The organism is Kaistella chaponensis, from assembly GCF_900156725.1.
In the GTDB taxonomy this organism is placed as follows: Bacteria; Bacteroidota; Bacteroidia; order Flavobacteriales; family Weeksellaceae; genus Kaistella; species Kaistella chaponensis.
Genome location: NZ_FTOI01000003.1, coordinates 66,075 through 90,820, shown reverse-complemented (window position 1 = coordinate 90,820; position 24,746 = coordinate 66,075). Strand labels below are relative to the sequence as shown.

23 protein-coding genes and 1 pseudogene are annotated in these 24,746 nt (G+C 34.3%); 11 read left to right on the top strand and 13 right to left on the bottom strand.

Annotated features, from left to right (window positions below; genetic code table 11):
* The first annotated feature begins 130 nt into the window (after positions 1–130).
* The 3 genes from BW932_RS04115 (at position 131) to BW932_RS04105 (ending at position 3,062) form a co-directional block, all read left to right on the top strand.
* Positions 131–733 carry a phosphatase PAP2 family protein gene (locus BW932_RS04115; RefSeq protein ID WP_084566438.1) on the top strand — a complete coding sequence of 201 codons (603 nt, stop codon included), beginning with the start codon at positions 131–133 and terminating at the stop codon, positions 731–733.
* Positions 734–737: 4 nt separating this feature from the next.
* Complete coding sequence (locus BW932_RS04110; protein ID WP_076385651.1) at positions 738–1,229, top strand: BlaI/MecI/CopY family transcriptional regulator; 492 nt, start codon at positions 738–740, stop codon at positions 1,227–1,229.
* Positions 1,230–1,295: 66 nt separating this feature from the next.
* Positions 1,296–3,062, top strand: a complete 1,767-nt coding sequence (locus BW932_RS04105) for a DUF4153 domain-containing protein (RefSeq protein WP_076385649.1) — start codon at positions 1,296–1,298, stop codon at positions 3,060–3,062.
* A 45-nt stretch (positions 3,063–3,107) separates the two neighbouring features.
* On the opposite strand, the gene BW932_RS04100 is transcribed toward BW932_RS04105, so the two are convergent.
* Positions 3,108–3,476: an RNA recognition motif domain-containing protein gene (locus tag BW932_RS04100; RefSeq protein ID WP_317043733.1), complete on the bottom strand. Its 369-nt coding sequence runs from the start codon at positions 3,474–3,476 to the stop codon at positions 3,108–3,110.
* Between the two features lie 138 nt (positions 3,477–3,614).
* Positions 3,615–4,478 carry an aldo/keto reductase gene (locus tag BW932_RS04095; RefSeq protein WP_076385647.1) on the bottom strand — a complete coding sequence of 288 codons (864 nt, stop codon included), beginning with the start codon at positions 4,476–4,478 and terminating at the stop codon, positions 3,615–3,617.
* 106 nt (positions 4,479–4,584) lie between these two features.
* On the opposite strand from BW932_RS04095, the gene BW932_RS04090 reads away from it, so the two are divergent.
* The 3 genes from BW932_RS04090 (at position 4,585) to BW932_RS04075 (ending at position 7,751) form a co-directional block, all read left to right on the top strand.
* Entirely contained in the window at positions 4,585–6,048 is a 1,464-nt protein-coding gene (locus BW932_RS04090) for a T9SS type A sorting domain-containing protein (protein ID WP_076385645.1), read from the top strand.
* Positions 6,049–6,346: 298 nt separating this feature from the next.
* A complete protein-coding gene (locus tag BW932_RS04080) occupies positions 6,347–7,213 on the top strand; it encodes a sigma-70 family RNA polymerase sigma factor (RefSeq protein ID WP_039344711.1) in 867 nt (288 codons plus the stop codon).
* Positions 7,214–7,280: 67 nt separating this feature from the next.
* Positions 7,281–7,751, top strand: coding sequence for a hypothetical protein (locus BW932_RS04075; protein WP_076385641.1), 471 nt, complete (start codon positions 7,281–7,283; stop codon positions 7,749–7,751).
* Between the two features lie 15 nt (positions 7,752–7,766).
* Here BW932_RS04075 and BW932_RS04070 read toward each other — a convergent pair whose 3' ends face one another.
* The 3 genes from BW932_RS04070 to BW932_RS04060 form a co-directional block, all read right to left on the bottom strand.
* Positions 7,767–8,357, bottom strand: coding sequence for a Crp/Fnr family transcriptional regulator (locus BW932_RS04070; protein ID WP_076385639.1), 591 nt, complete (start codon positions 8,355–8,357; stop codon positions 7,767–7,769).
* A gap of 8 nt (positions 8,358–8,365) precedes the next feature.
* Complete coding sequence (gene ytxJ / locus BW932_RS04065; RefSeq protein ID WP_076385637.1) at positions 8,366–8,740, bottom strand: bacillithiol system redox-active protein YtxJ; 375 nt, start codon at positions 8,738–8,740, stop codon at positions 8,366–8,368.
* A 105-nt stretch (positions 8,741–8,845) separates the two neighbouring features.
* Positions 8,846–9,382: a YfiT family bacillithiol transferase gene (locus BW932_RS04060; RefSeq protein WP_076385635.1), complete on the bottom strand. Its 537-nt coding sequence runs from the start codon at positions 9,380–9,382 to the stop codon at positions 8,846–8,848.
* A 143-nt stretch (positions 9,383–9,525) separates the two neighbouring features.
* On the opposite strand from BW932_RS04060, the gene pncA reads away from it, so the two are divergent.
* The 3 genes from pncA (at position 9,526) to BW932_RS04045 (ending at position 12,683) form a co-directional block, all read left to right on the top strand.
* The gene (pncA, locus tag BW932_RS04055; protein ID WP_076385633.1) at positions 9,526–10,131 is read left to right on the top strand and encodes a bifunctional nicotinamidase/pyrazinamidase; all 606 of its coding nucleotides are present in this window, start codon (positions 9,526–9,528) and stop codon (positions 10,129–10,131) included.
* Between the two features lie 97 nt (positions 10,132–10,228).
* On the top strand, positions 10,229–11,773 hold the full coding sequence (locus BW932_RS04050) for a S41 family peptidase (RefSeq protein WP_076385631.1): 1,545 nt from the start codon (positions 10,229–10,231) through the stop codon (positions 11,771–11,773).
* Positions 11,774–11,858: 85 nt separating this feature from the next.
* On the top strand, positions 11,859–12,683 hold the full coding sequence (locus BW932_RS04045) for an alpha/beta fold hydrolase (RefSeq protein WP_076385629.1): 825 nt from the start codon (positions 11,859–11,861) through the stop codon (positions 12,681–12,683).
* A gap of 193 nt (positions 12,684–12,876) precedes the next feature.
* On the opposite strand, the gene BW932_RS04040 is transcribed toward BW932_RS04045, so the two are convergent.
* From BW932_RS04040 to BW932_RS04010, 7 genes and pseudogenes are all read right to left on the bottom strand, one after another.
* Positions 12,877–13,302 carry an SRPBCC domain-containing protein gene (locus BW932_RS04040; RefSeq protein WP_076385627.1) on the bottom strand — a complete coding sequence of 142 codons (426 nt, stop codon included), beginning with the start codon at positions 13,300–13,302 and terminating at the stop codon, positions 12,877–12,879.
* A gap of 10 nt (positions 13,303–13,312) precedes the next feature.
* Complete coding sequence (locus BW932_RS04035; protein WP_084566435.1) at positions 13,313–13,990, bottom strand: peptidoglycan DD-metalloendopeptidase family protein; 678 nt, start codon at positions 13,988–13,990, stop codon at positions 13,313–13,315.
* Between the two features lie 494 nt (positions 13,991–14,484).
* Positions 14,485–14,829, bottom strand: a pseudogene (locus BW932_RS04030) (urocanate hydratase); the annotation flags it as partial.
* 44 nt (positions 14,830–14,873) lie between these two features.
* The gene (locus BW932_RS04025) at positions 14,874–17,801 is read right to left on the bottom strand and encodes a T9SS type B sorting domain-containing protein (protein WP_076385623.1); all 2,928 of its coding nucleotides are present in this window, start codon (positions 17,799–17,801) and stop codon (positions 14,874–14,876) included.
* Positions 17,791–18,012, bottom strand: a complete 222-nt coding sequence (locus tag BW932_RS14295; RefSeq protein ID WP_076385621.1) for a hypothetical protein — start codon at positions 18,010–18,012, stop codon at positions 17,791–17,793. Before BW932_RS14295 ends, BW932_RS04025 begins: the two co-directional genes overlap by 11 nt.
* 659 nt (positions 18,013–18,671) lie before the next feature.
* Positions 18,672–20,672: a urocanate hydratase gene (locus BW932_RS04015; protein WP_076385619.1), complete on the bottom strand. Its 2,001-nt coding sequence runs from the start codon at positions 20,670–20,672 to the stop codon at positions 18,672–18,674.
* Positions 20,673–20,770: 98 nt separating this feature from the next.
* Complete coding sequence (locus BW932_RS04010) at positions 20,771–21,061, bottom strand: hypothetical protein (protein ID WP_076385617.1); 291 nt, start codon at positions 21,059–21,061, stop codon at positions 20,771–20,773.
* 289 nt (positions 21,062–21,350) lie between these two features.
* Here BW932_RS04010 and BW932_RS04005 point away from each other — a divergent pair, with 289 nt between their 5' ends.
* Positions 21,351–21,752, top strand: coding sequence for an acyl-CoA thioesterase (locus BW932_RS04005; protein WP_076385615.1), 402 nt, complete (start codon positions 21,351–21,353; stop codon positions 21,750–21,752).
* Positions 21,753–21,803: 51 nt separating this feature from the next.
* On the opposite strand, the gene BW932_RS04000 is transcribed toward BW932_RS04005, so the two are convergent.
* A complete protein-coding gene (locus BW932_RS04000) occupies positions 21,804–22,046 on the bottom strand; it encodes a hypothetical protein (protein ID WP_076385613.1) in 243 nt (80 codons plus the stop codon).
* Positions 22,047–22,264: 218 nt separating this feature from the next.
* Between BW932_RS04000 and BW932_RS03995 the strand changes: the two genes are divergently transcribed.
* Positions 22,265–24,721 (top strand): FtsK/SpoIIIE family DNA translocase, encoded by a 2,457-nt coding sequence (locus BW932_RS03995; RefSeq protein ID WP_076385998.1) that lies wholly within the window; start codon positions 22,265–22,267, stop codon positions 24,719–24,721.
* Positions 24,722–24,746: the final 25 nt, after the last annotated feature.

Genomic DNA, 24,746 nt, shown 5'->3' with positions numbered 1-24,746 from the left:
TTTGGTTTTTTGTCTGTTGGAAATATTCAGCAAAAATAATAAAAATCTTTGTCTTTATTGGTAGCATATCAAAACAATGTTGAGTTTCTAACCAATAAAAAATACTACTTTTGAAAGCACAATTATATTTATGCGCAATCTTCCTGATCTATTGATTAAAAAAGTATCTAAAATCATCACCAATTTTTTTAATCCGATAACTTCACTTTTTATCTACTTTATCTATCGCAATTTGCAATTGCATTCTTTCCAGGAAACGGTTAGTCTTTTTTTACCCTTATTTCTCTGCATCTCACTTCCTATTTATCTATGGATTTTCTGGAATGTAAAAAAAGGAAACTATACCAATATGGACGTTTCTAACCGCAATCAGAGAAAAAGTCTCTATTTTGTAGTCGGCGGTACTTTGTTAGCCTATTTACTTTATGATTATTGGCGCAACCATACTATCGATCTTGTTCTTCTATTTGTTCTTTTTTTACTTCTCGCCATGCAGGTCAGCAATTATATCATTAAAAGTTCCATGCACACAGCATTTAACATTTTTGCAGCTGCATTATTTTTCGCTATAAGTCCGATGATGGGATTAATTTGGTTTGGAATTGCGATAATAGTGGGAATTACAAGAATAATCCTGAAAATGCATACCATAAAAGAAGTGTTTGCGGGTGCAGCAGTCTCTATTTTAGTTTCTTTTATTTATCTTTATGCCAATATCCAAATTCAGTCGTAAACTTATGAAAATAAATCACCTTACTCCGTCCGAAGAAATCTTAATGAGCATTTTATGGAAACTTGATTGTGCGTACATGAAAGATGTGATTGCGCATTACCCTGAACCGAAACCGCATCAAAATACCATTTCTACTTTCATTAAAATATTGGTAGAAAAGGAATTTCTGACCACCGAAAAAGAAGGCCGAATTTTTAAATATACCGTTGCAATTCCCTTTACAGACTACAAAAACTTTCTTCTCAGTAATTTTATAGAACGATATTTTGAAAATTCCGGAATTGAATTATTGAAATCTTTAAGAAAAGAAAACTGGGTTCATCCATTAGATATTAAGGAGGTTTTCGCAACCGAAACAGTCCTTCATTCTCACCTAGAATCTGATGAAAAAAATAGTGAAATCAGCGATTTTGTCGCAGAAATAACGGCTGATAAAAAATTGAAAACGAAAAAAAATAAGAAGAAAAAAAATAAAAAGACCAAAAACGATAAATAGTCAAGCTTCGGAATTTGAACTTTTTTTCTGAATCATATTTAAAATTAATAATAAAATTCTCTCCAAATGCTAAAAAAATTTAAAGATACATTCGGAAAAGCATCGCTTATTTTTCGCGAATATCCAATGGTTTTGCTCCTGGCATTTTTCGGAGCGTTATCGTTTATACTTACTTCTGATCGGCATCCACAAAGCAACGATTTTATTTTTCTTAAATTAGGATTGGTTTCGTGTTTGGGAATTTCTTTGTTGTACAGCTTGAAAACGCTTTCTCAAAGAATTGGAAAAAGTATTTTACTAGAAGCTTCAGGTACAGCATTTTTGGTTTTATTCTACTTTTTACTTCCGGCTCAAGAAAAAGATTTCACCGAGCAATATGCGTTTCTGCTCATTCCCACTTTTATTTTATCGCACTTATTGGTTTCTTTTATCGCATTTTTCGGGGTGAAACGCGAAATGTATTTCTGGCAGTTTAACAAAAATCTCTTTATCAATATCTTTTTAACCGCGATATTCACAGGAGTTTTGGTGGGCGGTGTAGAACTGGCTATTTTAGCGATTGACCAGCTTTTCGACTTCAATTTTGATGGGGAATATTATCGGAAAACATTCATTTTGCTCGCAATATTTGGCAGTTGCTTTATCTTTTTACTTTTTAACGAAAAAGGTCTGCAAGATTTGGAAAAAGACGGCTCCTATCCTCTTATCTTAAAATTTTTCACCCAATATATTCTCATTCCCTTATTATTTATATATGTGGTCATCTTGTATTTTTATGGCGGAAAAATCCTTATTAACTGGGAACTTCCGCGCGGTTGGGTTTCTTATTTGGTTTTGGCTTATTCTGTAGTTGGGATTTTAGGCTTATTATTGGTTCATCCTTTAAAGGACGCTTCTACGAAATCATGGGTACAAATGTTCTCCAAAATATTTTACTACACGCTTATCCCTTTAATTGCATTGCTTTTTACCGCGATTTTTACCAGAATTTTAGCGTACGGTTATACAGAACCACGGTATTTTGTCCTGTTATTGGCGGCTTGGCTTAGTTCCGTTGTTTTATACTTTGCATTTTCAAGAAAAACGACGATAAAATTTGTTCCCGTGAGTTTATTTGTCTTCGGATTATTTTCTCTGATTTTTCCTTATCTCAATACTTTTTCAGTCGCGATAAGAAGTCAGAAAAAGGAATTGAAAGAGGTCCTGGTTCAAAATAATTTATTAGAAAACGGAAATATTAATTTTGACAAAAAAGTTTCAGATACGGTTGTTGATGAACTTTCAGATAAATTCAAATATTTGGCGGAAAGAAAACAAGGTGATTTTTTAAAACATTTTTTAAAGAAAGAAGATGAAAAAATAGTAGTAAAAAATCTTGAAAAAGCTGACTTTTGGAAAATAAGTAACGAAATTAAATCTCGTTTTACCAAGATTGAAAATACGAAAAGCTCATTCGGGAAACGATTAGAATTAATCTCGAAAGCTAAATTTCAAAATATTGATAACTACGACTATTATATTTCAGTTGATCTTTTGCGCCAAGAGGAATTGGTGTTTAATAATGATAAATTCGAAATCATTGCTCCAAACAATACTAAAAATCTGCTCGTTTTTGCAATTAATAAAGAGCAATGGAATATCACTCCATTTCTAGAGAAAACGATCGCTGCGCATAAAGAAGAAAGCGGAATCATTCCAGTTTCGGAAATAACTGCAGAGAAAGATCTAGGAGCTTATCACGTAAAAATCGTCTTCAATAATTTGATTAGAGAAAATGTACAGGATTCCGTTTTTTATTACAACACCCCAATTTTACTGATAAAAAAGAAATAAAAAAAAGCGACTTAAAAAAGTCGCTTCAATTATTTAGGTAAGTTTCTACCAGTTAGATCCACCTCCACTTCGGCTTCCACCTCCGTATCCGCTTCCACCGCCTCCACGATTTCCACCTCCGTAACCACCACCGCCTGAACGGTTGTTGTCGAAACTTCTTCTTGGTTTGTCTTCTCTTGGTTTAGCTTCAGAAATGTTAAGTTCTTTACCGTCCAATTCTTTTCCGTTTAGAGCTTCGATAGCATTCTTGCCATCTTCGTCGCTCATTTCTACAAAACCGAAACCTCTAGATCTCCCAGTTTCTCTGTCTGTAATAATTTTGGCAGACGATACGTCACCAAATTCTGAAAATAAATCTTGCAACGATTGTTCTTGAGTTGCATAGTTAATGTTTGAAACAAAAATGTTCATCATAAAAAAAATTAAAAAATTAATACTTGCTTGTAAATTATAAATGAAACTCAACTAAGGATGAACATAGATTGACTTCGGTTATAAAAACGGTTGCAAGATACAACATAATATTAATAACACCACTATTTTTTTTAATGTTTAATCAACTTCTATATTTGTCTTCGCTTCCAGCAGTTTAAACCAATCCTCGCGTTCCAAATCGATGCTTAAACTATTTTTGAATTTTACCAAATTCTCTGCACGCGAAGTCCCAATAATAGGATAAATTTGAGCTGGATGTTTTAAAATGAAGGCAAGTAAAATCTGATTTTCTTCAACATTGTATTTTTCACAAAGAACAGTAAGTACTTTTTTTATTCGTTTATTTTCTTCTGTATTTTCCGAAAAATAATTCCCTAAAACGGAATAAGCCATCGGTTTTAATTGTTTCATGATCATTTGATCTAATGTTCCATCGTAAAAAGCTTTAGGTTCATTTAAAGAGACTTCTACCTGATTTGTGATCAAGGGAAAGGCATTATTAATGAGGTCAAATTGAGAGGGCGAAAAGTTGGAAACTCCAAAATGGCGGACTTTATGCTGCGTTTTTAAAATACTGAAACTTTCTGCAATTTCCTCAGGATTCATCAAAGGTGAAGGACGATGAAGTAACAACAAATCCAAATAATCTGTTTTTAGATTGGCTAAACTCTGATCAACGGATTTCAGAAGATGTTCCTTCGAATAATTATATGATTTCACCGAGAAATTTCTGTTGTCGCACGGCATTTCAATTCCACATTTGGAAATAAATTGAACCTCTTCACGCTTTAAATTCATTTCGGAAAATGCATTTCCAAATAATTTTTCAGTCGTATAATTGCCATAAATATCGGCGTGATCAAATGTGGAAAGCTTTTGCTCTAAAGAAGACTGAATTAAATTCTGCACTTCTTTTTTAGAATGATTGGCTCCCCAAATTCCCCACCGCATGGTTCCTATAATGATTGGCGAAAAATCCATAATATGTTATTTTTGTCAAAATTATAAAAATACTGTTCAAATTTTAACATTTGTATCTCATATCTTTAGCATAACATTTTTAACTTTGAGAATAATTATAATTGTTATGAAGAAACTTTCTATTTTATTTTTATCCTTAATTTCATTCTCTCTTTTTTCACAGTTTGTGAGTCCCGGAACCGGAATTACCTATAATTTAGCATCGCTTTCAACCGCTGCTCCAACTGTAGTTGTAAACAATGGGACAGATTACCAAATGACTGCAAATGTGACTATTTCTGTGGGAGACAAACTTTTGTTGGATGAAAATACCACTTTAAAAATAGACGGTGGAGTACAATTAACGATTGCTGGAACGTATGATACCACTGCAACCAATTTTCTAATTACCGCCACAACTCCTGCAACCATTTTTAAAGGAATTCGCTTTGAAGACGGTTCCTTTGCAACTTTTAAAAATACCATTTTGGAATATGGTGGTGGAATTCAGGTGTTAACGGGAAATTTTCTAATGGATAATTGTACCGTGAGATATTTTAAATCGGGATTGGTTACAGGAGCTGCCGTTAATTTCTCTAAAGGAAATCCGGTGGTAAAAAATTCTACTTTTTTGAGTAACGATTTACCGGCAGTTGCATCAGGAGCAAATCAATCTGTTGCTTTGGAATTTAGCAATAATAATCTTTCGGGAAATACGAAATTAAATTCTAACCGTCCGCAAATTAACATGGGACCAAGTGGGATCGGAATTACGAAAATATTGAACAATACCATCATTGGTGACCGAACATTAACCAAAGTAGGAGGAATTTCGGTTTCTTCACTTTTAGGTGTTGAAAATCACGTACTAATCGATGGAAACACCGTGACAGACAACCGTTACGGAATTACCTGCGCAGGAAACGCTTCTTCGGGAACGATTTCTAATAATATTTTAACCAATAACAATACTGAAAATATTCCTGCAAGTGGTGGAAGCGGAATCTCATTGAGCGGAAGCGGCGCTGTAGGTTTAGGATTTAAAATTGAAAAAAATCAAATTCGTGGACATCTTTGGGGAATCACTTTGATTACGACTGCAAGTGCAGATTTAGGTGGTGGAAGTTTGGGAAGCGTTGGTCAAAACATTTTTAAAAACAACGGAAATGGTGGACAATTATATGCTCTTTTCAACAATACTCCAAATGCAGTGAGTGCCACAAATAATTGCTGGAGAGAAGGCGAACTTTCAGATGACACAATGGTAGAAAATGTGATCTCTCATAAAGTAGATGATGCTGCTTTGGGATTGGTTAATTTCAAACCTTATTTATGCGCAGCTCCTTTGGCTACGAATAATGCTTCGACGCTTCTAAATAAGATCTATCCAAATCCAAGTCATGGCACTTTTTCCTTTGTAGCTGAAAATTCTGGAAATATTACGGTTTCCGATATATCTGGGAAACTCGTTTATTCTGGAAATGTAGCGAAAGGAAGTAATGTAATTTCCTTAAAAGCGACTTCGGGAGTTTACTTTTTAGTTTATCAAAATGAAAATTATAAACAATCAACAAAATTAATTATTAAATAATTGAAACTCTTATAATTAATTTGAACTCATTCTGTGCCACTGCAGGATGAGTTTTTTTTTGGTCTCATTTTTATTTTTTACCGAAAATTTAATTGGGTGCGGAAAATGCGACCCGGCTTGAATGAAGCTCTTTTTATGGAACGAAGTGGAAGAAAAAAGCGGGAATGGAAGCCGGTCCCGATAACGATCGGGATGTCGCCCAAATACAGTTTATTTAAAAATGAATAAACTTTTGTAACCTTTTGATGATTCCTGTCGTATAATATAATGCAGTCCTTAAAGTGGATTGGTTTATTACATGAGACAATTAAAAATTACAAAACAGGTTACCAACAGAGAAACCGCATCACTGGATAAGTATTTACAAGAAATCGGAAAAGTAGATTTGATTACTGCCGACGAAGAGGTTGAATTGGCGCAAAAAATCCGTGCAGGAGACCGAGTTGCTCTTGAAAAATTGATTAAAGCCAACTTGCGTTTCGTGGTTTCTGTTTCTAAACAATACCAAAATCAAGGTCTTTCCCTACCCGATTTGATTAACGAAGGAAATCTTGGTTTGATGAAAGCAGCTAAAAGATATGATGAAACCAGAGGTTTTAAATTTATTTCTTATGCTGTTTGGTGGATTCGTCAGTCGATTTTGCAAGCTTTGGCAGAACAGTCGAGAATTGTAAGATTGCCATTAAATAAAATTGGATCAATCAATAAAATTAACAAAGCCTACGCACATTTGGAGCAGGAAAACGAAAGACCTCCTTCTCCTGAAGAGTTAGCGGAAGTTTTGGATATGAGCGAAGACGACATCAAGGAATCAATGAAAAACTCCGGAAGACACTTGTCGATGGATGCTCCGTTGGTTGAAGGTGAAGACTCCAATTTATATGACGTTTTGCGTTCCGGTGAATCACCAAGTCCAGATAAAGATTTGATGTTGGAATCCCTTCAAATTGAAATCGAAAGAGCGTTGCAAACATTGACTCCGCGTGAAGCTGATTTGGTTCGTTTGTATTTCGGTTTGAACGGCAAACATCCTATGACTTTGGAAGAAATCGGGGAAACTTTTGATCTAACAAGAGAAAGAGTTCGTCAGATCAAAGAGAAAGCGATCAAAAGATTGAAACACAATACCAGAAGTAAGATTTTGAAATCTTATTTGGGGAAATAATATTTCTGAGAAATATTTTATAAATTAGAGCAGGTTTTTTACAGCCTGCTTTTTTTTATTTAAATTGATGAAAGTTATCAAAATCTTCAAATTCGTTTCAAATTTAGAATATGTTCATTCCGTTTTGGAGGAGCAGAAAATAGCACATTCTATCGATTTAGAAAATGGTACTATTTCTTCAGATGAATATCAAGAATCAAAAATTTTGAAAATTATTGATGATTTAAATTTAGATGAAAAGGAGGTTGAAGTAGACGAGAATTTTCAGCAAGATTTTGATGATTGGCATAAAAACAGTTTAAATCCGGGTTATTTCATGGGAGGTCGAATTCCTTTCTTTTTCTGGAATAAAAAAAATTATCCTTTTTTATTATTTACCATTTTTTTCGTTCCAATTGTTACCTTTTTTATTGTGATTTTTCAAGATAGAATGTATTGGAATTTTGATTTATTCAGTGTTTCCATTTTTATATTTTATCTCTTTGTTGGAATTTCTATGCTTGTTCAGTGGCTGAATTACAGAAAAAACTTAAAGTAAACTAAGCTCTAAAAATTACGAAATCTCAAAATTCTTCCTTGCCAATTCCTTTCGAACTCTGCTCAAACTTTCGGGGGTGATTCCCAGATAAGAAGCAACCATCCATTGTGGAACACGCAACAAAATATCCGGATACATTTTGATGAAATTCATATACCTTTCTTCCGCGGTATCTGCTAAAAGAGAGTTCACGCGATTTTGCAAATTTCGAATGTGTTTTTGCAACAGCAAGTCATTTCTTTCTGCAATATGCGGATAATTTTCTATCATTTTGGTGAAAAAATCATTGCCCAAAATAAAGACTTCTGTATCTTCAATTGCTTCAATATAAAATTTAGATTTTTCATTGAAATTCAGGGAACTTCGGTCAGAAATCAACCAGTTTTCTGGTGCAAATTGAATAACGTGCTCTTTGCCGTTTTTATCGAGAGAAAACATTCGAAGCAAGCCTTTTTCTACAAAAAAAGTGTCTAAACAGATTTCACCTTCTCTTAACACAAATTCATTTTTTGCCACTTTTTTAGAAACATAAAAACCACTGCAGGTGGTAATGGCATCCTTTGGTATTTCTAAAATTTCCGATAAATAAGTTTCAATATTGTCCATAAAAAATATTAAAGTAATGAAACAGAAATATCGCTATGAGAAGCATTTTTGGTGGCTTTACCGTTTTCCAAAACAATTAATTGCGGACTTTGATGCGTTACTTCAAGCTGTTCCGCAATTTTATTTGAAATATTTCGGTGCGCAAGCAAATCCAGGAAATAATATGATACCTCTTTATCAGTATTTGCTACTTCTTTTTCGAAGTTTTTCAAAACAGTTTTACTAATAAAACAACTCGTAGAATGTTTAAAAATCGCTACTTTCTTCGTTGCAGACTCTTCTATTGCTTTATTCAAATCCTCTTCGGAGGTGATATTTTTCCAAAAAGTTTCTGAAGAATTTTCCTTTTCTGGACTGCCAAATAATTTATTTAAAAAACTCATATTCTATTCTATTTAATGATGATTGCTTCTAAAAATTTCGGTTTTAGGTCATCTTATTTGTTGATCTATCGCATTTAAATGATCTAATTTTCCCTTAAGAAAATTTTACCAACCTTTTTCAATTTTCAAATTTATGATGTGTGCAAAATGATGATCACAATGCCACGAATAAAACCCTATACTTTCTCTAAGTGTAATATTTTTATTTTGCTCTGGATGGTGAAAAGTACTCTGCAACTCCTTGTTGGTGAGACATTTCATTTCATATACCCATCTTTTGTGCAATCCTTTCAAAATTTGAAGCGCGGGTTTAATTTCAATATTGAAACTGTCTTGCAATTCTGCCCATTTTGCTTCATCGTAAGGTTTTATAGTTGGATTTTCTTCTGTTAAAGCCAATTTAAAACGAATAAAACTGTTCATGTGACTGTCTGCAAGATGATTGATGAGTTGCCGAACTTTCCAACCGCCTTCTCTGTATTGCGTATCCAACTGCTCATCGGTCCAGTTTTCTACCAGATGTTTGAGTTTGCTTGGAAACTCTTTTATGGTTCTGATAAACTGATCTAATTCTGGGTCAGAAATTTTTTCTGGACACTGAAATTGACCAATAGGATATTTTTTTTGTTCTAATTTGTCCATGATATTTTAATATTTTGACGATTTGACTGAATATTCATTTTGGCTAAAATTTTGCGTTTTCAGTTTCGTAAATTTACAACATAAAACCGCAATTTGCTTTTGTGTTTTTCTTAAAGTTAATATAAAATTTATAATCATTAAATATGAAAAAAGCCCTAATTATAGTCGATGTTCAAAATGATTTTTGCGAAGGTGGCGCACTTGCAGTTCCTGGAGCCAACGAAATTATTTCTTACGTTAATCTTCTTATGGAGGAAAATGAGTATGATAAAATAGTTCTCACCCAAGATTGGCATCCAGCAAATCACAAAAGTTTTGCTTCTACCAACGGAAAAAAGGTAGGCGACACCATTATTTTAAACGGAATTCCGCAATTTATGTGGCCCGATCATTGTGTGCAAGGAACTTCTGGCGCAGAATTTCACAAAGATTTGAACCGCGAAAAAGTAGATCACATTATTCAAAAAGGTAAAAATATAGATTTCGACAGCTACAGCGGCTTTCAGGATAATAATCATTTTACAAAAACCGGATTAGATGATTATTTAAAGTACCACGATATTCAATTGCTCGAAGTTGTCGGTTTAGCGCTCGATTATTGTGTGAAATTTACATGTTTAGATGCAGCACAATTGGGTTATGTCACCTGTTTGCATTTTAATGGAACGCGCGCTGTAAACGTAAAACCAGAAAATGGAAAAGATGCGATCTATGAAATGTTGCAAAATTCGGTAACTATTTTAGGTTAAAATAGTACATTTCAAGTTTAATGAACGCTGCAATTTATTGTGGCGTTTTTTTAGATTTTTACTTGGATAATTTTTCTATTTTTATAAAAATTTTACATTGAGGAAAATTGTTCTGTTCATCTTACTCGCTTTCTTTAGTTCCTGCATTTCAGTTAAAAAATGGAATGAAAAACTTGAAATTCCCATTGCACCAGAAAAACTAAAAAAAGACGTCGATTTTGCCTATGAAAAACTACAAAAACTTCACCCCAATTTATATTGGTATATCTCCAAAAAAGAGCTGGATTATAAATTCGATAGTTTAAAAACAACCCTTAATGAACCTTTAAAACCGAACGCGTTTTACCAGAAATTGGCGCCCATTATTTCTGATATCAAAGAAGGGCATTTGCGATTAATGCCTTTAACAAAGCGTTTAACAAAAAAAGAAATCAAAAATCTGGAATATCAGAAAGGATTATTGAGTCGGTATAATTTTATAATTGAGGGTGACCAAATTTTTGTAAAAGACAATCCTGATAAAATTCCCAATATGAATGTGGGAACGGAAATTCTTAAAATTAAAGATATTCAGGCTAAAGATTTACTCAAAAAATACCGACCGTTTATAAACAGCGATGGTGAAAATGAAACCTTCCAAAAATATATTTTGGCGTTAAGATGGCCTTCTTATTTCACCGCTGAATATGGAATTTTAGACAGCGTACAATTAGAAACCAAATACCAAAACGAGGTCAAAAATCTCTATTTGAAAAGAGAAAAAATCACGAAAGAAGAAAAGCAAAAAGAAGAAACTGCGACGAAAAAAGTGACAAAAACACAGAAGGGAAAAACCAACGATTATAATGTGGTGACCAAATCTTATAATCGTGATCTGCAGTTCCCAACCAAAGACAGCACCGTTGCGTACATGAAAATCAAAACCTTTTCCGGGACTTATTCTAAAAAATTCTACAAAGAAAGCTTCTCAACACTCAAAAACTTACCTGCGAAATATTTGATTTTAGATGTTCGGAATAATTTGGGTGGCTCGTTATATGAGATCAATAATCTCTATTCGTATTTGGTTTCAGAAAATTTTCAGTTTATCGATGACATCGAAGTGACCTCCAGAAATGCGATGTTTCATGCGGATTATTTTAAGGGAATGTCGCCATTTTTTACGCCATTTGCAGCGATAGCTTATCCTTTTTATTGGGTTGGAACTGCACTTTCCGTAAAAAAAACAGATGAACGGTTTTTATTAAAGAACAATGGAATATTCGCTTTGAAAAAACCAAAAAAGGATCATTTTAAAGGAAAAATTTATGTACTCATCAATGGAAGCAGTTTTTCTGCCGCTTCTATTTTACCCTCCAAGTTAAAAGGCGAAAACCGCGCATTTTTGGTAGGTGAAGAAACAGGTGGCGCAAATGACGGAACCGTTGCTGGAAGATTTTCTACAGAAAAATTACCCCATTCAAAACTTCAGTTACCGATTGGTTTAATGCTCATCAAACCTCATATAAATTTTACCAATACTAAAAAGGGCGTTACTCCAAATGTAGAAATCATCCCTACTTTGCAGGAAGTTTTGCAGAAAAAAGACGTTCAACTGGATTGGGTGATGCAAGACATTGAAAAGGAAAAGCTCCTGAAGTAAATGGACCAACTTTACCGTTTCTTTAACTTTTGATGGCGTAAAAATTGTTTTAAAGATGGCAGAACATTAATTTAAAAAAGAAGTTATGCCTTACATTACCAAACAAGACCAAAAAAATTATGAGTTATACTATGAAGATTTCGGATCTGGCCAACCAATTATTTTAATTCACGGTTGGCCTTTAAGTGGAAAATCCTGGGAAAATCAAGTTCCTTTGCTTGTAAATTTAGGATATCGGGTGATTTCTTACGACAGAAAAGGGTTCGGAAAATCGTTCGTTTCTGCAGACGGTTATGATTATGACGGACTTACCGCAGATTTACATGAATTAATTACTCAATTGGAACTGAAAAATGTGATCCTGTTCGGATTCTCGATGGGAGGCGGAGAAGTGGTTCGTTATCTTACCAATTACGGTGCAGAAAATGTAGATAAAATTGCTTTAATCTCTTCTATTATTCCGATTGTGAAGCAAACCGACGATAATCCAAACGGAGTTCCAGCGAAGGATTTAAGTGATATTATGGATGCTTTAAAAACAGACCGCGTAAAATTCCTGGAAGGTTTTCATAAAAATTTCTACAATTACAGCTTGCTTTCTAAAACAGTGAGCGAACAGCAATTGCATTACGATTGGAGCATCGCGTCTCACGCAAATCCTATTGCTACCATAAGTGCTGCCGAAAGTTGGGCAGGAACAGATTTTCGTCCGGAACTTAAAAATGTGACGGTTAAAACCTTGATCGTACATGGCGATGCAGATCAGATTGTTCCGATCGAAACCTCAGGAAAACAAGCTGCAGCAGGAATTGCAGACAATGAATTTGTAATTATTCCCGGAGCTCCACACGGCTTAAATAATACACATACCGAAATTTTAAATGATATTTTGACTAAATTTTTAAAATAAAATTGAATAGATTCAAAACTTAAAATCAGCAGCAAAATGCTTGTTGCTGATTTTTTATGACATTGATTTTATGAGTGAACTCTTTATCACAGATTTTTAGTTGTGAAAATTGAATAGTTTTGTTGGCAATATTAAATCAAAAAGCGTTTCCATATTACAAAAAAACCTGCGGTGATGCAGGTTAATTTTCTTCTTATTTCTCTGAGATTTCTTTTATTTTTTCTAAAGCTTTTGGGAAAATATTGGTGAAGTAAATCAAATATTCTTCCGGAGCATTCATGGTCGCTGAAAGCGTAATTTTTCCATTTTCTTCTTTTAGATCATATCTTTCGGAGGCTTCTTCACCGTAGGTTTCTGCTTGTTTTACACCGTTTTGAATTTCGCCTAAATGTTTAAAATACATTTTCTCGAAAGGAATCATTTTTTCAATAATTCCGAACATTCCGTTTTCGCCGGGCGACAAAAAGCGGATTTCACTTCCCTCTTTCCAGTCACTTTCTGCGTAAGATCCTTCCATAAAAACGGAAGTCCAGTTCTTGTAATTTTCTTCTTGCCAAAGCGCATCCCAAACTTTTTCTTTGGTTGCCATAATCTCAGTTGATAATTCCAGCTTTTTCATAAGTTCATTTTTAATTAATCTTTAACAACAAATTCGGATCCGGACAGTTTTCTTTATAGAAATCGACTTCTTTAAAACTGCAAACTCCGGGATAATCGCCTTTTTTATTTTCGAGATTTTTAATGATTTGAAAATGCAGATGCGGTGCGTAATCTCCGTTAATTGGCGGTTTTCCGAGTTCAGCGATCTTCTCCCCTTTTTTCACGAGTTGACCTTCCGTTTTTCCCTCTAAACTTTCCAGACTTAAATGTCCGTACAAGGTATAAAAAGTGCAATCTTCGATTTCATGTTCCAAAATAATAGTGGGACCATAATCTCCCAATCCAAGATTATGTTGAAAACTGTGAATTTTTCCGTCTAGTGCGCTTAATACGGAAGTTCCGGCTTTAATCCAAAGATCCAAACCGATATGGATATTGCGCTCTTCCGTATTTTCATCATTAAAGGTTTCACTTCTTTTATAGAGATTTCGGTGTTCCAGATAACCACCAAAAGCGACTTTCGCCTTATTTTGAGACAAATGATTTTTTACAAAATCCTCGAACTTATCTGCATCGGTGAGATCCAGATCAAGTTCATCCGTATGTTTTGCCGAAAGATCAAGGGGAACGTAATTTTTGTAATCGATCGTGGAATCAATCACTTTTATGTCAATTTGTTTTTTCAAGACATTTTCAAATATTGGCATCATTGATTTTAAATTTATTAAAAATTGATTTGACAATTTAGGGATAAATATTTTTTGAAATTGAAAAAAGTTAGATCACTTTGTGTAGACGAAGTGGTTTGATATTAAGGTTAAGATTACGGTAAAAAAATGTCACCCTTTCAGGGTTTTTAAAATTTAGGGGTTCATATTTTACAATCATGTCACCACTTCGTGGTGAAACTAAATTTGAGAGGGCTGAAATAAAACCTTGTCATAGTTCAGAGCTTTTACAAGATTGCAATAAAGCAAATGCTCATCTATAAAAGTCCGAAGGACTGAAATGATTATAACAACCAACAAAACAATGAACAAAACCGAAAATCGGTGAAATTATTAACCCAAAATTTGATTGAAAAACCTTGACGAGGTTGCATTAAAACAAACCTTCATCCGCAAAAATCAACAAATTCATTTTAAAAATTTAGTTCTCCTCCGCACGGGAATTCCCCTCCGCTGGAGGGGAATTCCGGATTTTAAAACACTCCCACATAAACCAAATTTGGCAACGTCACTTTCAGATTCGGTTCAGCTTTCATGGCTCTTTTACCGGCGAAAACTGCACCTTCATTTCTTGCCCAAGATCTCCGGGAAATTCGGTTATTCACATCCCAGAAAAGGATTGATTTTAAAAGTCTGTATACATCATCACTTCCATCGAGCAACATCCCAAAACCACCGTTGATCGCTTCAACCCAACCAACTCCACCTCCATTGTGAATTAAAATCAAGGTTACCTCACGGAAACTTTCACCAATCAAATTTTGGATTGCCATTTCTGCGGTAAATCTAGAGCCGTCAAAAATATTAGAAGTCTCTCTATCGGCCAATCGGTAATGCAGGAAATTAAAAAATTAAATTAATTTCATCTATTTTTAACCAGTAACCATCCTTTAAGTATAACAAAATTAGGAATTTCAATAAGATACCAGTAGGTTCCAGAAGATAATTTTTGATAAGGATTGATTTCATTCATCGCAAGATTTTTCCCATCATTAATGGTTAATTCTTTTACTAAAGTTCCATGTTGATTAAATAGTTTCACTTTGATGGTTCCTGAATAAAAGTTTAATGTACTTAAATTCCAAAAATCATTTATTCCATCACCATTTGGAGTTATCACATTCGGAATTAAGGGGATATGAACCGTTTTCGACGCAACACAATTTGCTTTGCTCTTTTCCCTTACAAAAATAGTGTATGTATTGCCCTTTGAATAAGGGAACTGATTTTCATTCTGCCAATTAATACCATCTAAAGAATATTCATATGGAGCATTTCCTGAAGTTACATGCACGATCATGTAATTGGGAATTATCTCAATAGTAAATTCCGGCAAAACTCCTTCTTTCACCAAAACACATTGCACAAAAGAACAACCATCAGTTGAGGTAATTTTAACGCAATATTCACCAGGTGAACTAACCGTTATTTTCTGAGATTTTTCATTTGTAGGTGACCATTCATAACCGGAAAATCCTTCTCCTGCATCCAATTCTAATGTTGTTCCTTTACAAATATAATAAGGACCTTCACCCAAAGTATCTGAATATGGATTTTCTTTCACATTCAAATTCAATGTTGCATATACGGTACATTTGTTGGGAACAGAAATTCTGGCAAAAATTATATCATGATACGGAACTTCATTGGGATAAGAATTTGTATTAATAATTGGGTTCTGATTCTGTTCTGCATCTTGCAAAGTTTCAAAAAAACTTACCGTTGCATTAGTTTCTGTAGTTAATGATGCTTTTGTTGATAATAAATTAAAACTTCCAATTCCTGTTCCAGTGATGTTACAACTTACTACATCCAAATTTTGAGTGTATTGTGGCTTTGATAATATAGATACTTGTTGTGAATAGGTATTTGGAGCAATGCAGTCTGCTAAAGATCCAGGAAAATGATATGTAATTGTATAAACACCATTTTGACTATTGGCAACATTTATCATTCCAGTTGTTGTATCCATAGATAAATTTGTGCTCGATGAAGAGAATGTTCCCCCAATTTGAAAGCCAGAAGGTAAATTAGGCAAAACAGACTTAACATCATTACAAATTGTACTTGGAAAACTAAAATTAATTACAGGATTTGTGTAGGGCTTAATTTCAATAAAAGCACCATAATCGACAGTTCCGCATGTTGGATTTACATAAATTTTATAATTGATAATATAATTTCCTGGCGATGACTGAGACAAATTAATCACTCCAGTTATCGGATTTATTACTAACCCAGAAGTTGATGAAAAAGTACCGCCTGCCGAAAAATTTACTGATAATTGCGGTGATAAAAAATTATATTTTTTTATACAAACAGGAGATTCATAACTAAAGTTAAGATTTGTATTTGAAGGTAATGTATTAACTAATTGTACATCATCAACAACAGTACAAATACCGTTAGTAACTGTCCAGCGTAATGTGGCTGTCTGAGAATTTAAAACAAAAATTTGTTTTGGATCCGATGAAATAGTAGGCGAAACATTACCATTTATAATTTTCCAAAATCCATTTTCTCCGGTTGCGGGTACATTGGCATTCATTTGAAATATATTTGAACATTTCGTTTGATCTAGACCTGCATTGACAATAGGTTTCGGAACTACTTCTACCAAAACATCTTTTGTTTTAGAACATGCACCGGTAGAAGACACTTTATACATCGTTGTTACAGTGGGTGAAGCTACAACATGACTTCCAAATGAAGTATTTAATCCTGTAGATGGGCTCCATACGAATGGACCGCAACCTTGTATTACACTTAAATCAACAGAATCTCCTGCACAAATTTTTGCAGATGGAGGATCTACAACAATTTCTTTTACATTAATTCCTGCTGTTTGTTCAATCGCATAATCAAAATAGCATTTGTTATTTATTCCTTCAAGTTTTATGGTATACAATTCACATTCATCCAAGATATCATTTAGCTTCAATTCATAATAATTGGGATCTGGTATAGTATCTAAATTATAGGGTAAAACAAATGTTATCAATGGTTGCGCTCCCGCACTGATACAATCTGAACGATAAAAACTAACATTAAGTTCAATAGGTAAAGCTCCACCTAAGTTTCTATCTGGTCCTCCATTTTTTATCCACACTCTAAAAGCAGCACTTTTTCCTGATGCTTTGAATTTTAAATAACCTTTCTGAGGATTAACAACAGGCATTCCGTATGCATTATTATAAACTCCACAAAATGATTTACCGTAATCACAAAAAGCTTCGGTTGTGCATGTTGTCGGGATATTACTACTACAATTTGGATAGGGTGGATCGGGAGGAGTGATGACAGGATTGTTTCCAAATGTTATAGTCCAATTTGTCAAATTCCCAGATAATGATGTTGAATTATTGTAAATTATTAAAGACCATTTTCCATCTCCAGATTGATTATTATTTAAAATTCCCAATGATCTTTCCGCTAAAAAATTCCCTGTAAATGGAGCTTCTCCTAGTGCAATACTTTTTGTTGATACCCCATCAAAACATGTTCCTATATAATCCGAACCTTTTCCCCCATTATTTTCACTTAGAATAATAATTGAACCGAAAGGCGAACGTAAGGCTAATTTTAAATTCTCATCATGTGGAAAATTTATATTAACACAAATTTTTTCTAAGCCGTGGCTGGAATTTAAAACTCCAATTCCGTTAACATTAATATCAAAAACCGTGTAATCATTTTTGGGAATATTTCCACCTACTCCACTGAATGTCTGTGCTGTACAAAAATTAAAAACAACTGTTAATAATACTATAATATATTTTTTATAAAACATGTGAAACAGATCTATAGATCTTCAATTTATTTATTAAACTTTCTGCAATTAATTTTATAAAATCCAGCGCATCGGGAAACGTGTCTGCAATATAAGGAATATATTCTTCTGGCTTATTCATGTTTGCAATACGTTCAGTTTTGCCTTTTTTCAGAAAAATCGTATAGTCCAATAGCATCTTCACCATAAATTGCTTCTTGTTTTTCACCATGTTTTACTTCACCTTTATGCAAAAAATACATTTTTTGTTGGAACTAATTTTTCACTAGTTTCGATCATTCGGTTGTTATTGGGAGAAAGAAAATGAACTTCACAACCTCCTAGCAAATCCTATTAGTAATAAGAACCTTCGCCGAAAGCGGAAGTCCATTTTATGACGTTTTCGTCTTGCCAAAGTGCATCCTAAACTTTTTATTTAAAAGCATTAATTTCTAAAGTAAATTATAGTTTTTCATTTTTTGAAGTTATTTTGAGGTGATTATAGTTGCTCCTTATTACGTTTTTAATGCTTAAATTGAAATTGCTACTTTTTGTTTCAATACACTAACTTCACTAATTCTGTTTTTAGTATTAATTATTTAAATAAATCGTTCAGACAAATAAAAAAATTTGGAATCTATCTATTACCAATATTTTGGAAAAACAATACAGTTGTAATTCATTAAAAACACCTCTGTTTTAATTAAATGCAAAAAATATTTGATTATAAACAAGCGTGTTATAAATGAATCTAAGTTCTAGTTCACCACAAATAGGATTGTATGTAATCAAAGTAAAAAAAATTGGATGTATTAAAAAAACTTCCATACAGCCATTCAGTATTTGGAAAAAATGAAAATGTTACTTGATGATGAGTCTTAAGATAATAATTTAAAACAAACCCTCATCCACAAAATTTGGCAGTGTCACTTTCAAATTTGGTTCAGCTTCCATCGCTCGTTTAATGGCGAAAACGGCACCTTCATTTCTTGCCCAGCTTCTTCTAGAAATTCCGTTGTTCACATCCCAAAAAAGCATGGATTTTAAACGTCTATCCGCATCATCACTTCCATCGAGCAACATCCCGAAACCTCCATTGATCACTTCTCCCCAACCAACTCCACCTCCGTTGTGAATTGAAACCCATGTTGCGCCACGGAAACTGTCACCAATCACATTGTGAATTGCCATATCTGCCGTAAATCTGGACCCGTCATAAATATTAGAAGTTTCACGATAAGGAGAATCTGTCCCCGAAACATCGTGATGATCACGACCTAAAACCACCGCTCCAATTGCTCCGGTTTTGATGGCTTTGTTGAAAGCTTCAGCGATTTTCATTCGTCCTTCTGCATCGGCGTATAAAATTCTTGCCTGCGAACCGACCACCAAATTATTTTCCTGCGCACCTTTAATCCAAGTGATATTATCCTGCATTTGCTGTTGGATTTCTGGAGGAGATGTTTTAATCATTTCTTCTAAAATTTCGCACGCAATTTCATCAGTTTTCTGTAAATCTTCCGGATTTCCGCTTGCACAAACCCAGCGAAACGGCCCAAAACCATAATCAAAACACATCGGTCCCATAATATCCTGCACGTAACTCGGATATTTAAATTCCCGACCAATTGTAGGATTTTCGGACATTACATCGGCTCCAGCTCTACTCGATTCCAGTAAAAATGCATTTCCGTAATCGAAAAAATAGGTTCCTTTTTGGGTATGTTTGTTAATCGCAGCAGCATGTCTTCGTAAAGTTTCCTGAACTTTCTCTTTGAATAATTCCGGATTTTCAGCCATCATTTGATTGGATTCTTCAAAAGAAATTCCGACCGGATAATATCCTCCTGCCCATGGATTGTGAAGCGAAGTCTGATCCGAACCGATATCAATTCTGAGATTTTCTTCGTCAAATTTTTCCCAGATATCCACGATGTTCCCGAGGTAAGCCAAAGAAACAGTTTCTTTATTTTCCTGCGCTTTTTTCACTCTGGAAACCAATTCATCTAAATTTTCATGGATTTCATTCACCCATTTTTGTTCGTGACGGATTTTGGTGATTTTAGGATTCACTTCTGCACAAATCGTGATGCAACCTGCAATATTTCCGGCTTTTGGTTGCGCTCCAGACATTCCACCTAAACCTGAAGTGACGAAAATTCCGCCTTTCGGTTCTTTATTAATTTTTCTGAAAGCATTCAAAACAGTAATCGTTGTACCATGAACAATTCCTTGTGGACCGATGTACATGTAACTTCCCGCAGTCATTTGTCCATATTGGGAAACGCCTAAAGCATTCATTTTCTCCCAATCATCGGGTTTTGAGTAATTGGGAATAACCATTCCGTTCGTTACCACCACTCTTGGTGCATCTTTATGCGAAGGAAATAATCCCATCGGATGACCGGAATACATCGTTAAAGTCTGTTCATCCGTCATTTCCGACAGATATTTCATTGTCAACAGATATTGCGCCCAATTGCTGAAAACCGCACCGTTTCCACCGTAAGTTATGAGTTCATGCGGATGTTGCGCGACTGCATAATCCAGATTGTTTTGAATCATGAGCATAATTGCTTTTGCCTGCTCCGATTTTCCAGGATATTCGGAAATTGGTCTGGCTTTCATCTCGTAATCCGGACGAAAACGATACATGTAAATTCTTCCGTATTTTTCTAATTCTTCTCTAAATTCAGGCAACAGTTCTGCATGAAATTTCGGATCGAAATAGCGTAAAGCATTCTTTAAAGCTAAAATTTTTTCTTCATCGGTCAAGATTTCCTTCCGCTTCGGAGCGTGATTGATGGTGGAATCGTATGATTTTGGTTGAGGCAATTCAAACGGAATTCCCTGTTGTATTTGGTCTTTGAAAGTGGTTGTAGTAGTCTGCATTTTCAATTCATGAATTTTCTCAAAAATAAGATTATTAAATGAATATTGAAAATGAGCACAAAAAAAACCTTACTGAATTGAGTAAGGTAAATTGTTTTTTAAATATCGTCGTCATTCTCCTCGAGATCGTCTTTAATAATATCTTCGGTATGAAGGCTTTCATCTTCGGTGGGAATCTGACTGTTAATTTGCTCAAAATTATCATCATCTTCTGAACCTGGAATATCCAATCCGTAAGGCATTCCGTCATTTTGATTTTCATTCGTGATGGGATTTCCGTCGCCGTCCAAAGGAATTTGCTCCCCTTTAGCAAAAATATCTTCGTTTGGACTGTAATCCATTTCTTCTAATTTTCTTTCCTGTTCCTGATCTTTATCTTCTGTACTCATAATCGTTGGTATTTTTTGTTAATATATAAAGTATCTTCAAAAACAGTTCCAACCCTCCTCAAATAATTCCTAATAAAATAAAAAATTTATCTTTGCACCGAAGATTTCAATCATCAAGGTGAATCGTGTGAAAATCACGAACTGTCGCGCAACTGTAAATCCGGCGAGGATAAGTCAGATCCCTTTTTTGAAATTAAAAAATGCTTTCGCGATTTGAAGCAGAAATTCCACTTTTTAAAAGTCCTGTTTTTCTGTTCAACTCATTTATCAATCTGTAAAATTAAAAGAAATGAATTATCAGGAAAAAATCAAAAATTCCGAAACCCACGTTTTCAAAGTAGTTTTCCCCAATATTACCAATCATCACAATACCATGTTTGGAGGAACGGTGATGGAAATGATGGATGAAGTTGCATTTATGACGGCAACAAGATTTGCCAGAAAATCATTCGTAACGGTGAGTTGCGACCGAATTGATTTCAAAAAACCCATTCCTGCAGATACTTTGGTGGAATTAATTGGCAAAGTAAAATATGTAGGAAACTCCAGTGTAAAGGTAAATGTGGAAGTTTTTGTAGAAGAAATGTATGAAGAAAAACGGGAAAAAGCAGTTGCCGGAGATTTTACTTTGGTCGCAATCGGGTCCGATAAAAAACCGCTAAAAATTTTTGAAGATCATCCTTCGTCTTAACTGAATTAAAAAAATCCGCGCTGCAGCGGATTTTAAATTTTATATGATATTTTAGAAATCATCATCTAACTGTTGATTTTTATTCTTTTCAAAAGCGTCATCGTACGCTTTTTTTTGATTTTTCCAAGCTTTCGGCGGAATTGCATTTGCGGCGGTTTTGATGATATTGCCTTCATCGTCATGTTGAACTCCTTGTTCCGGTGTAGGAAGTGTGGATGTTTTTATTTCTGTATTTTTTTGTTCAACTTCAGAAGCATTATTGTCGGTCAAATTATTGTCGTGCGTATTTTCCATGATCTTTTATATTTTTACAAATTACGATATTCAATAATTATTCCTAAAGGTTTTTCAAATCGAAAATAGTTCTCCTCTATCAATCGCGTGCGCTGGTTTCAATCTATTGAAGAACTGCAACGAATGTTTACATTTTTTAGTAAAAATAGAGATTGAAATTCTACACTCCTGCGAACAAAATCTTAATTTTTATTATTAAATTTGCCCTCATTGACATTATGGAAAAAAATATTAAAAAAGTACCACAGCAAACGGCTGAGCAAAGTAAAATACTCTCTAAACCCCGCATATTTTTTGGAGTTTTATTTATCGTCACCTCCATTATTTTGGCCTTCTCTTTTATCTCTTATCTTTTAAATTGGAAAAGTGATCAAAGTCAAGCTGGAACAATGTTGGATAAAACCGTGAAATCTTCGAATATATTTGGGAAAATAGGAGATTGGTTGGGTAATCTTTTTATTTTTGAAAGTCTGGGAATTGCTGCTTTTGTCGTGGCGTTTCTGTTTTTTGTTTTCGGAATGATGATCCTTAAAAAGAATTATTTTAAACCTTGGAAAACTTTCGGACATTCCCTATTTTTAATTTGTTGGGTGCCGATTTTCATGGGTGCAATTACCAATGGACAAGGAGTTTTGAGCGGTGTTTACGGTTTTCAAATTATGGATTTCCTCAATTCAGTAATTGGTACAGTTGGATTATGGCTGATTCTTTTGGTAAGTATTTCGTTGTATTTTATTCTCGAATTTAACTTAAATCCAAGCAACGTAAAATCAAAATTGAATGATCTCAACGATCAAACTTTAGGACGAGTAAAAGCGATGATGCCGAATTCTTCTGAAAATTTTGAAGCAGATGAAGAATTACAAAACGAGCAAGATTTATCCATTAAAAGCGAAGATTCTACCATCAACAAAGTTCCTGATTTTACTCCGGAAATTGAGATCGAACCCATTGTTACGCCAAACAAAACTTCTTTTGAAGAATTGCCCAATATAAATGTAACGGAAAGTACAGGAAGTTCTATTGATTTAAATCCAGTTTCTAAGCCAATCGATATCGTTTCTCCGAAAACAGATCACATCGATTTTAAAGTTGAAGTGGCAAAAACGATTGATATTGTAGACGAATCGGATAAAAAGTCACAAGAATTAGTTGACAAACACGGATTGTACGATCATAAATTAGATTTGGCGAATTTTCAAATGCCAACAATTGATTTATTGCGAGATTATGGAAACGAAGAAATCGCCATTAATAGAGAAGAATTAGAAGAAAATAAAAATAAAATTGTTGGACTTCTCAAAAACTTTAATGTAGGAATTGCAGAAATTAAAGCGACAGTTGGACCAACTGTTACGTTATATGAAATCGTTCCGGAAGCTGGAATTCGGGTTGCTTCAATTAAAAAATTACAGGATGATATCGCGCTGAATCTTTCGGCATTAGGAATTCGAATTATTGCACCAATGCCTGGAAAAGGAACGATTGGGATAGAAGTTCCAAGGAAAAATCCAGCGATGGTTTCTATGCGAAGTGTGATTGCTTCACAGAAATTTCAAAATACAGATATGGATTTGCCCGTGGTTTTTGGTAAAACCATTTCCAACGAGATTTTTATGGCAGATTTAACAAAAATGCCGCATTTATTAATGGCAGGAGCAACCGGACAAGGAAAATCGGTCGGAATTAATGCCATCTTGACTTCCTTACTTTACAAAAAACATCCGAGTGAATTGAAATTTGTGATGGTAGATCCTAAAAAAGTAGAGCTTTCCCTTTATTCAAAAATTGAAAGACATTATTTGGCAAAACTTCCAGATGGTGATGATGCGATTATTACAGATACCCACAAAGTAATTAACACTTTGAATTCCCTATGTGTGGAAATGGATCAGCGTTATGATTTGCTTAAAAATGCTTTTTGTAAAAACATTAAGGAATACAATAAAAAATTTACGGAGCGAAAACTGAATCCTGAAAATGGACATCGTTATTTGCCATACATCGTTTTGGTCGTCGATGAATTCGCTGATTTAATAATGACTGCTGGAAAAGAAGTTGAAATTCCTATTGCGAGATTAGCACAATTGGCAAGAGCCGTCGGAATTCACTTAATTGTAGCAACACAAAGACCTTCAGTAAACGTAATTACGGGAATGATCAAAGCGAATTTCCCAGCGAGAGCGGCTTTCCGTGTAATTTCTAGCGTAGATTCCAGAACGATTTTAGATTCTCCGGGAGCAGATCAATTGATTGGTAAAGGAGACATGCTTTATTTCAATGGAAATGAAATTATGCGATTGCAATGTGCTTTTGTAGATACGCCAGAAGTTGAAAAAATTGCAGAATTTATCGGGGAACAAAAAGGATATGCAAGTGCATTTATGTTACCGGAATATTCTTCGGAAGAAACGACTTCGACCGTGGGAGCTTTTGATCCGAACGAAAAAGATGTTCTTTTCGAAGATGCCGCAAGAATTATTGTTTCTACGCAGCAAGGCTCCACTTCAATGCTTCAAAGACAACTTAAATTGGGTTACAACAGAGCCGGAAGAATCATGGATCAATTGGAAGCAAGTGGAATTGTTGGTGGGTTTAATGGAGCAAAAGCAAGAGAAGTACAAATCTCTGATTTAAATTCTTTGGAACAGTTTTTGGAAGAGTTGCGAAAGTAATTTTAAACTTTAAACATGAGTTTAA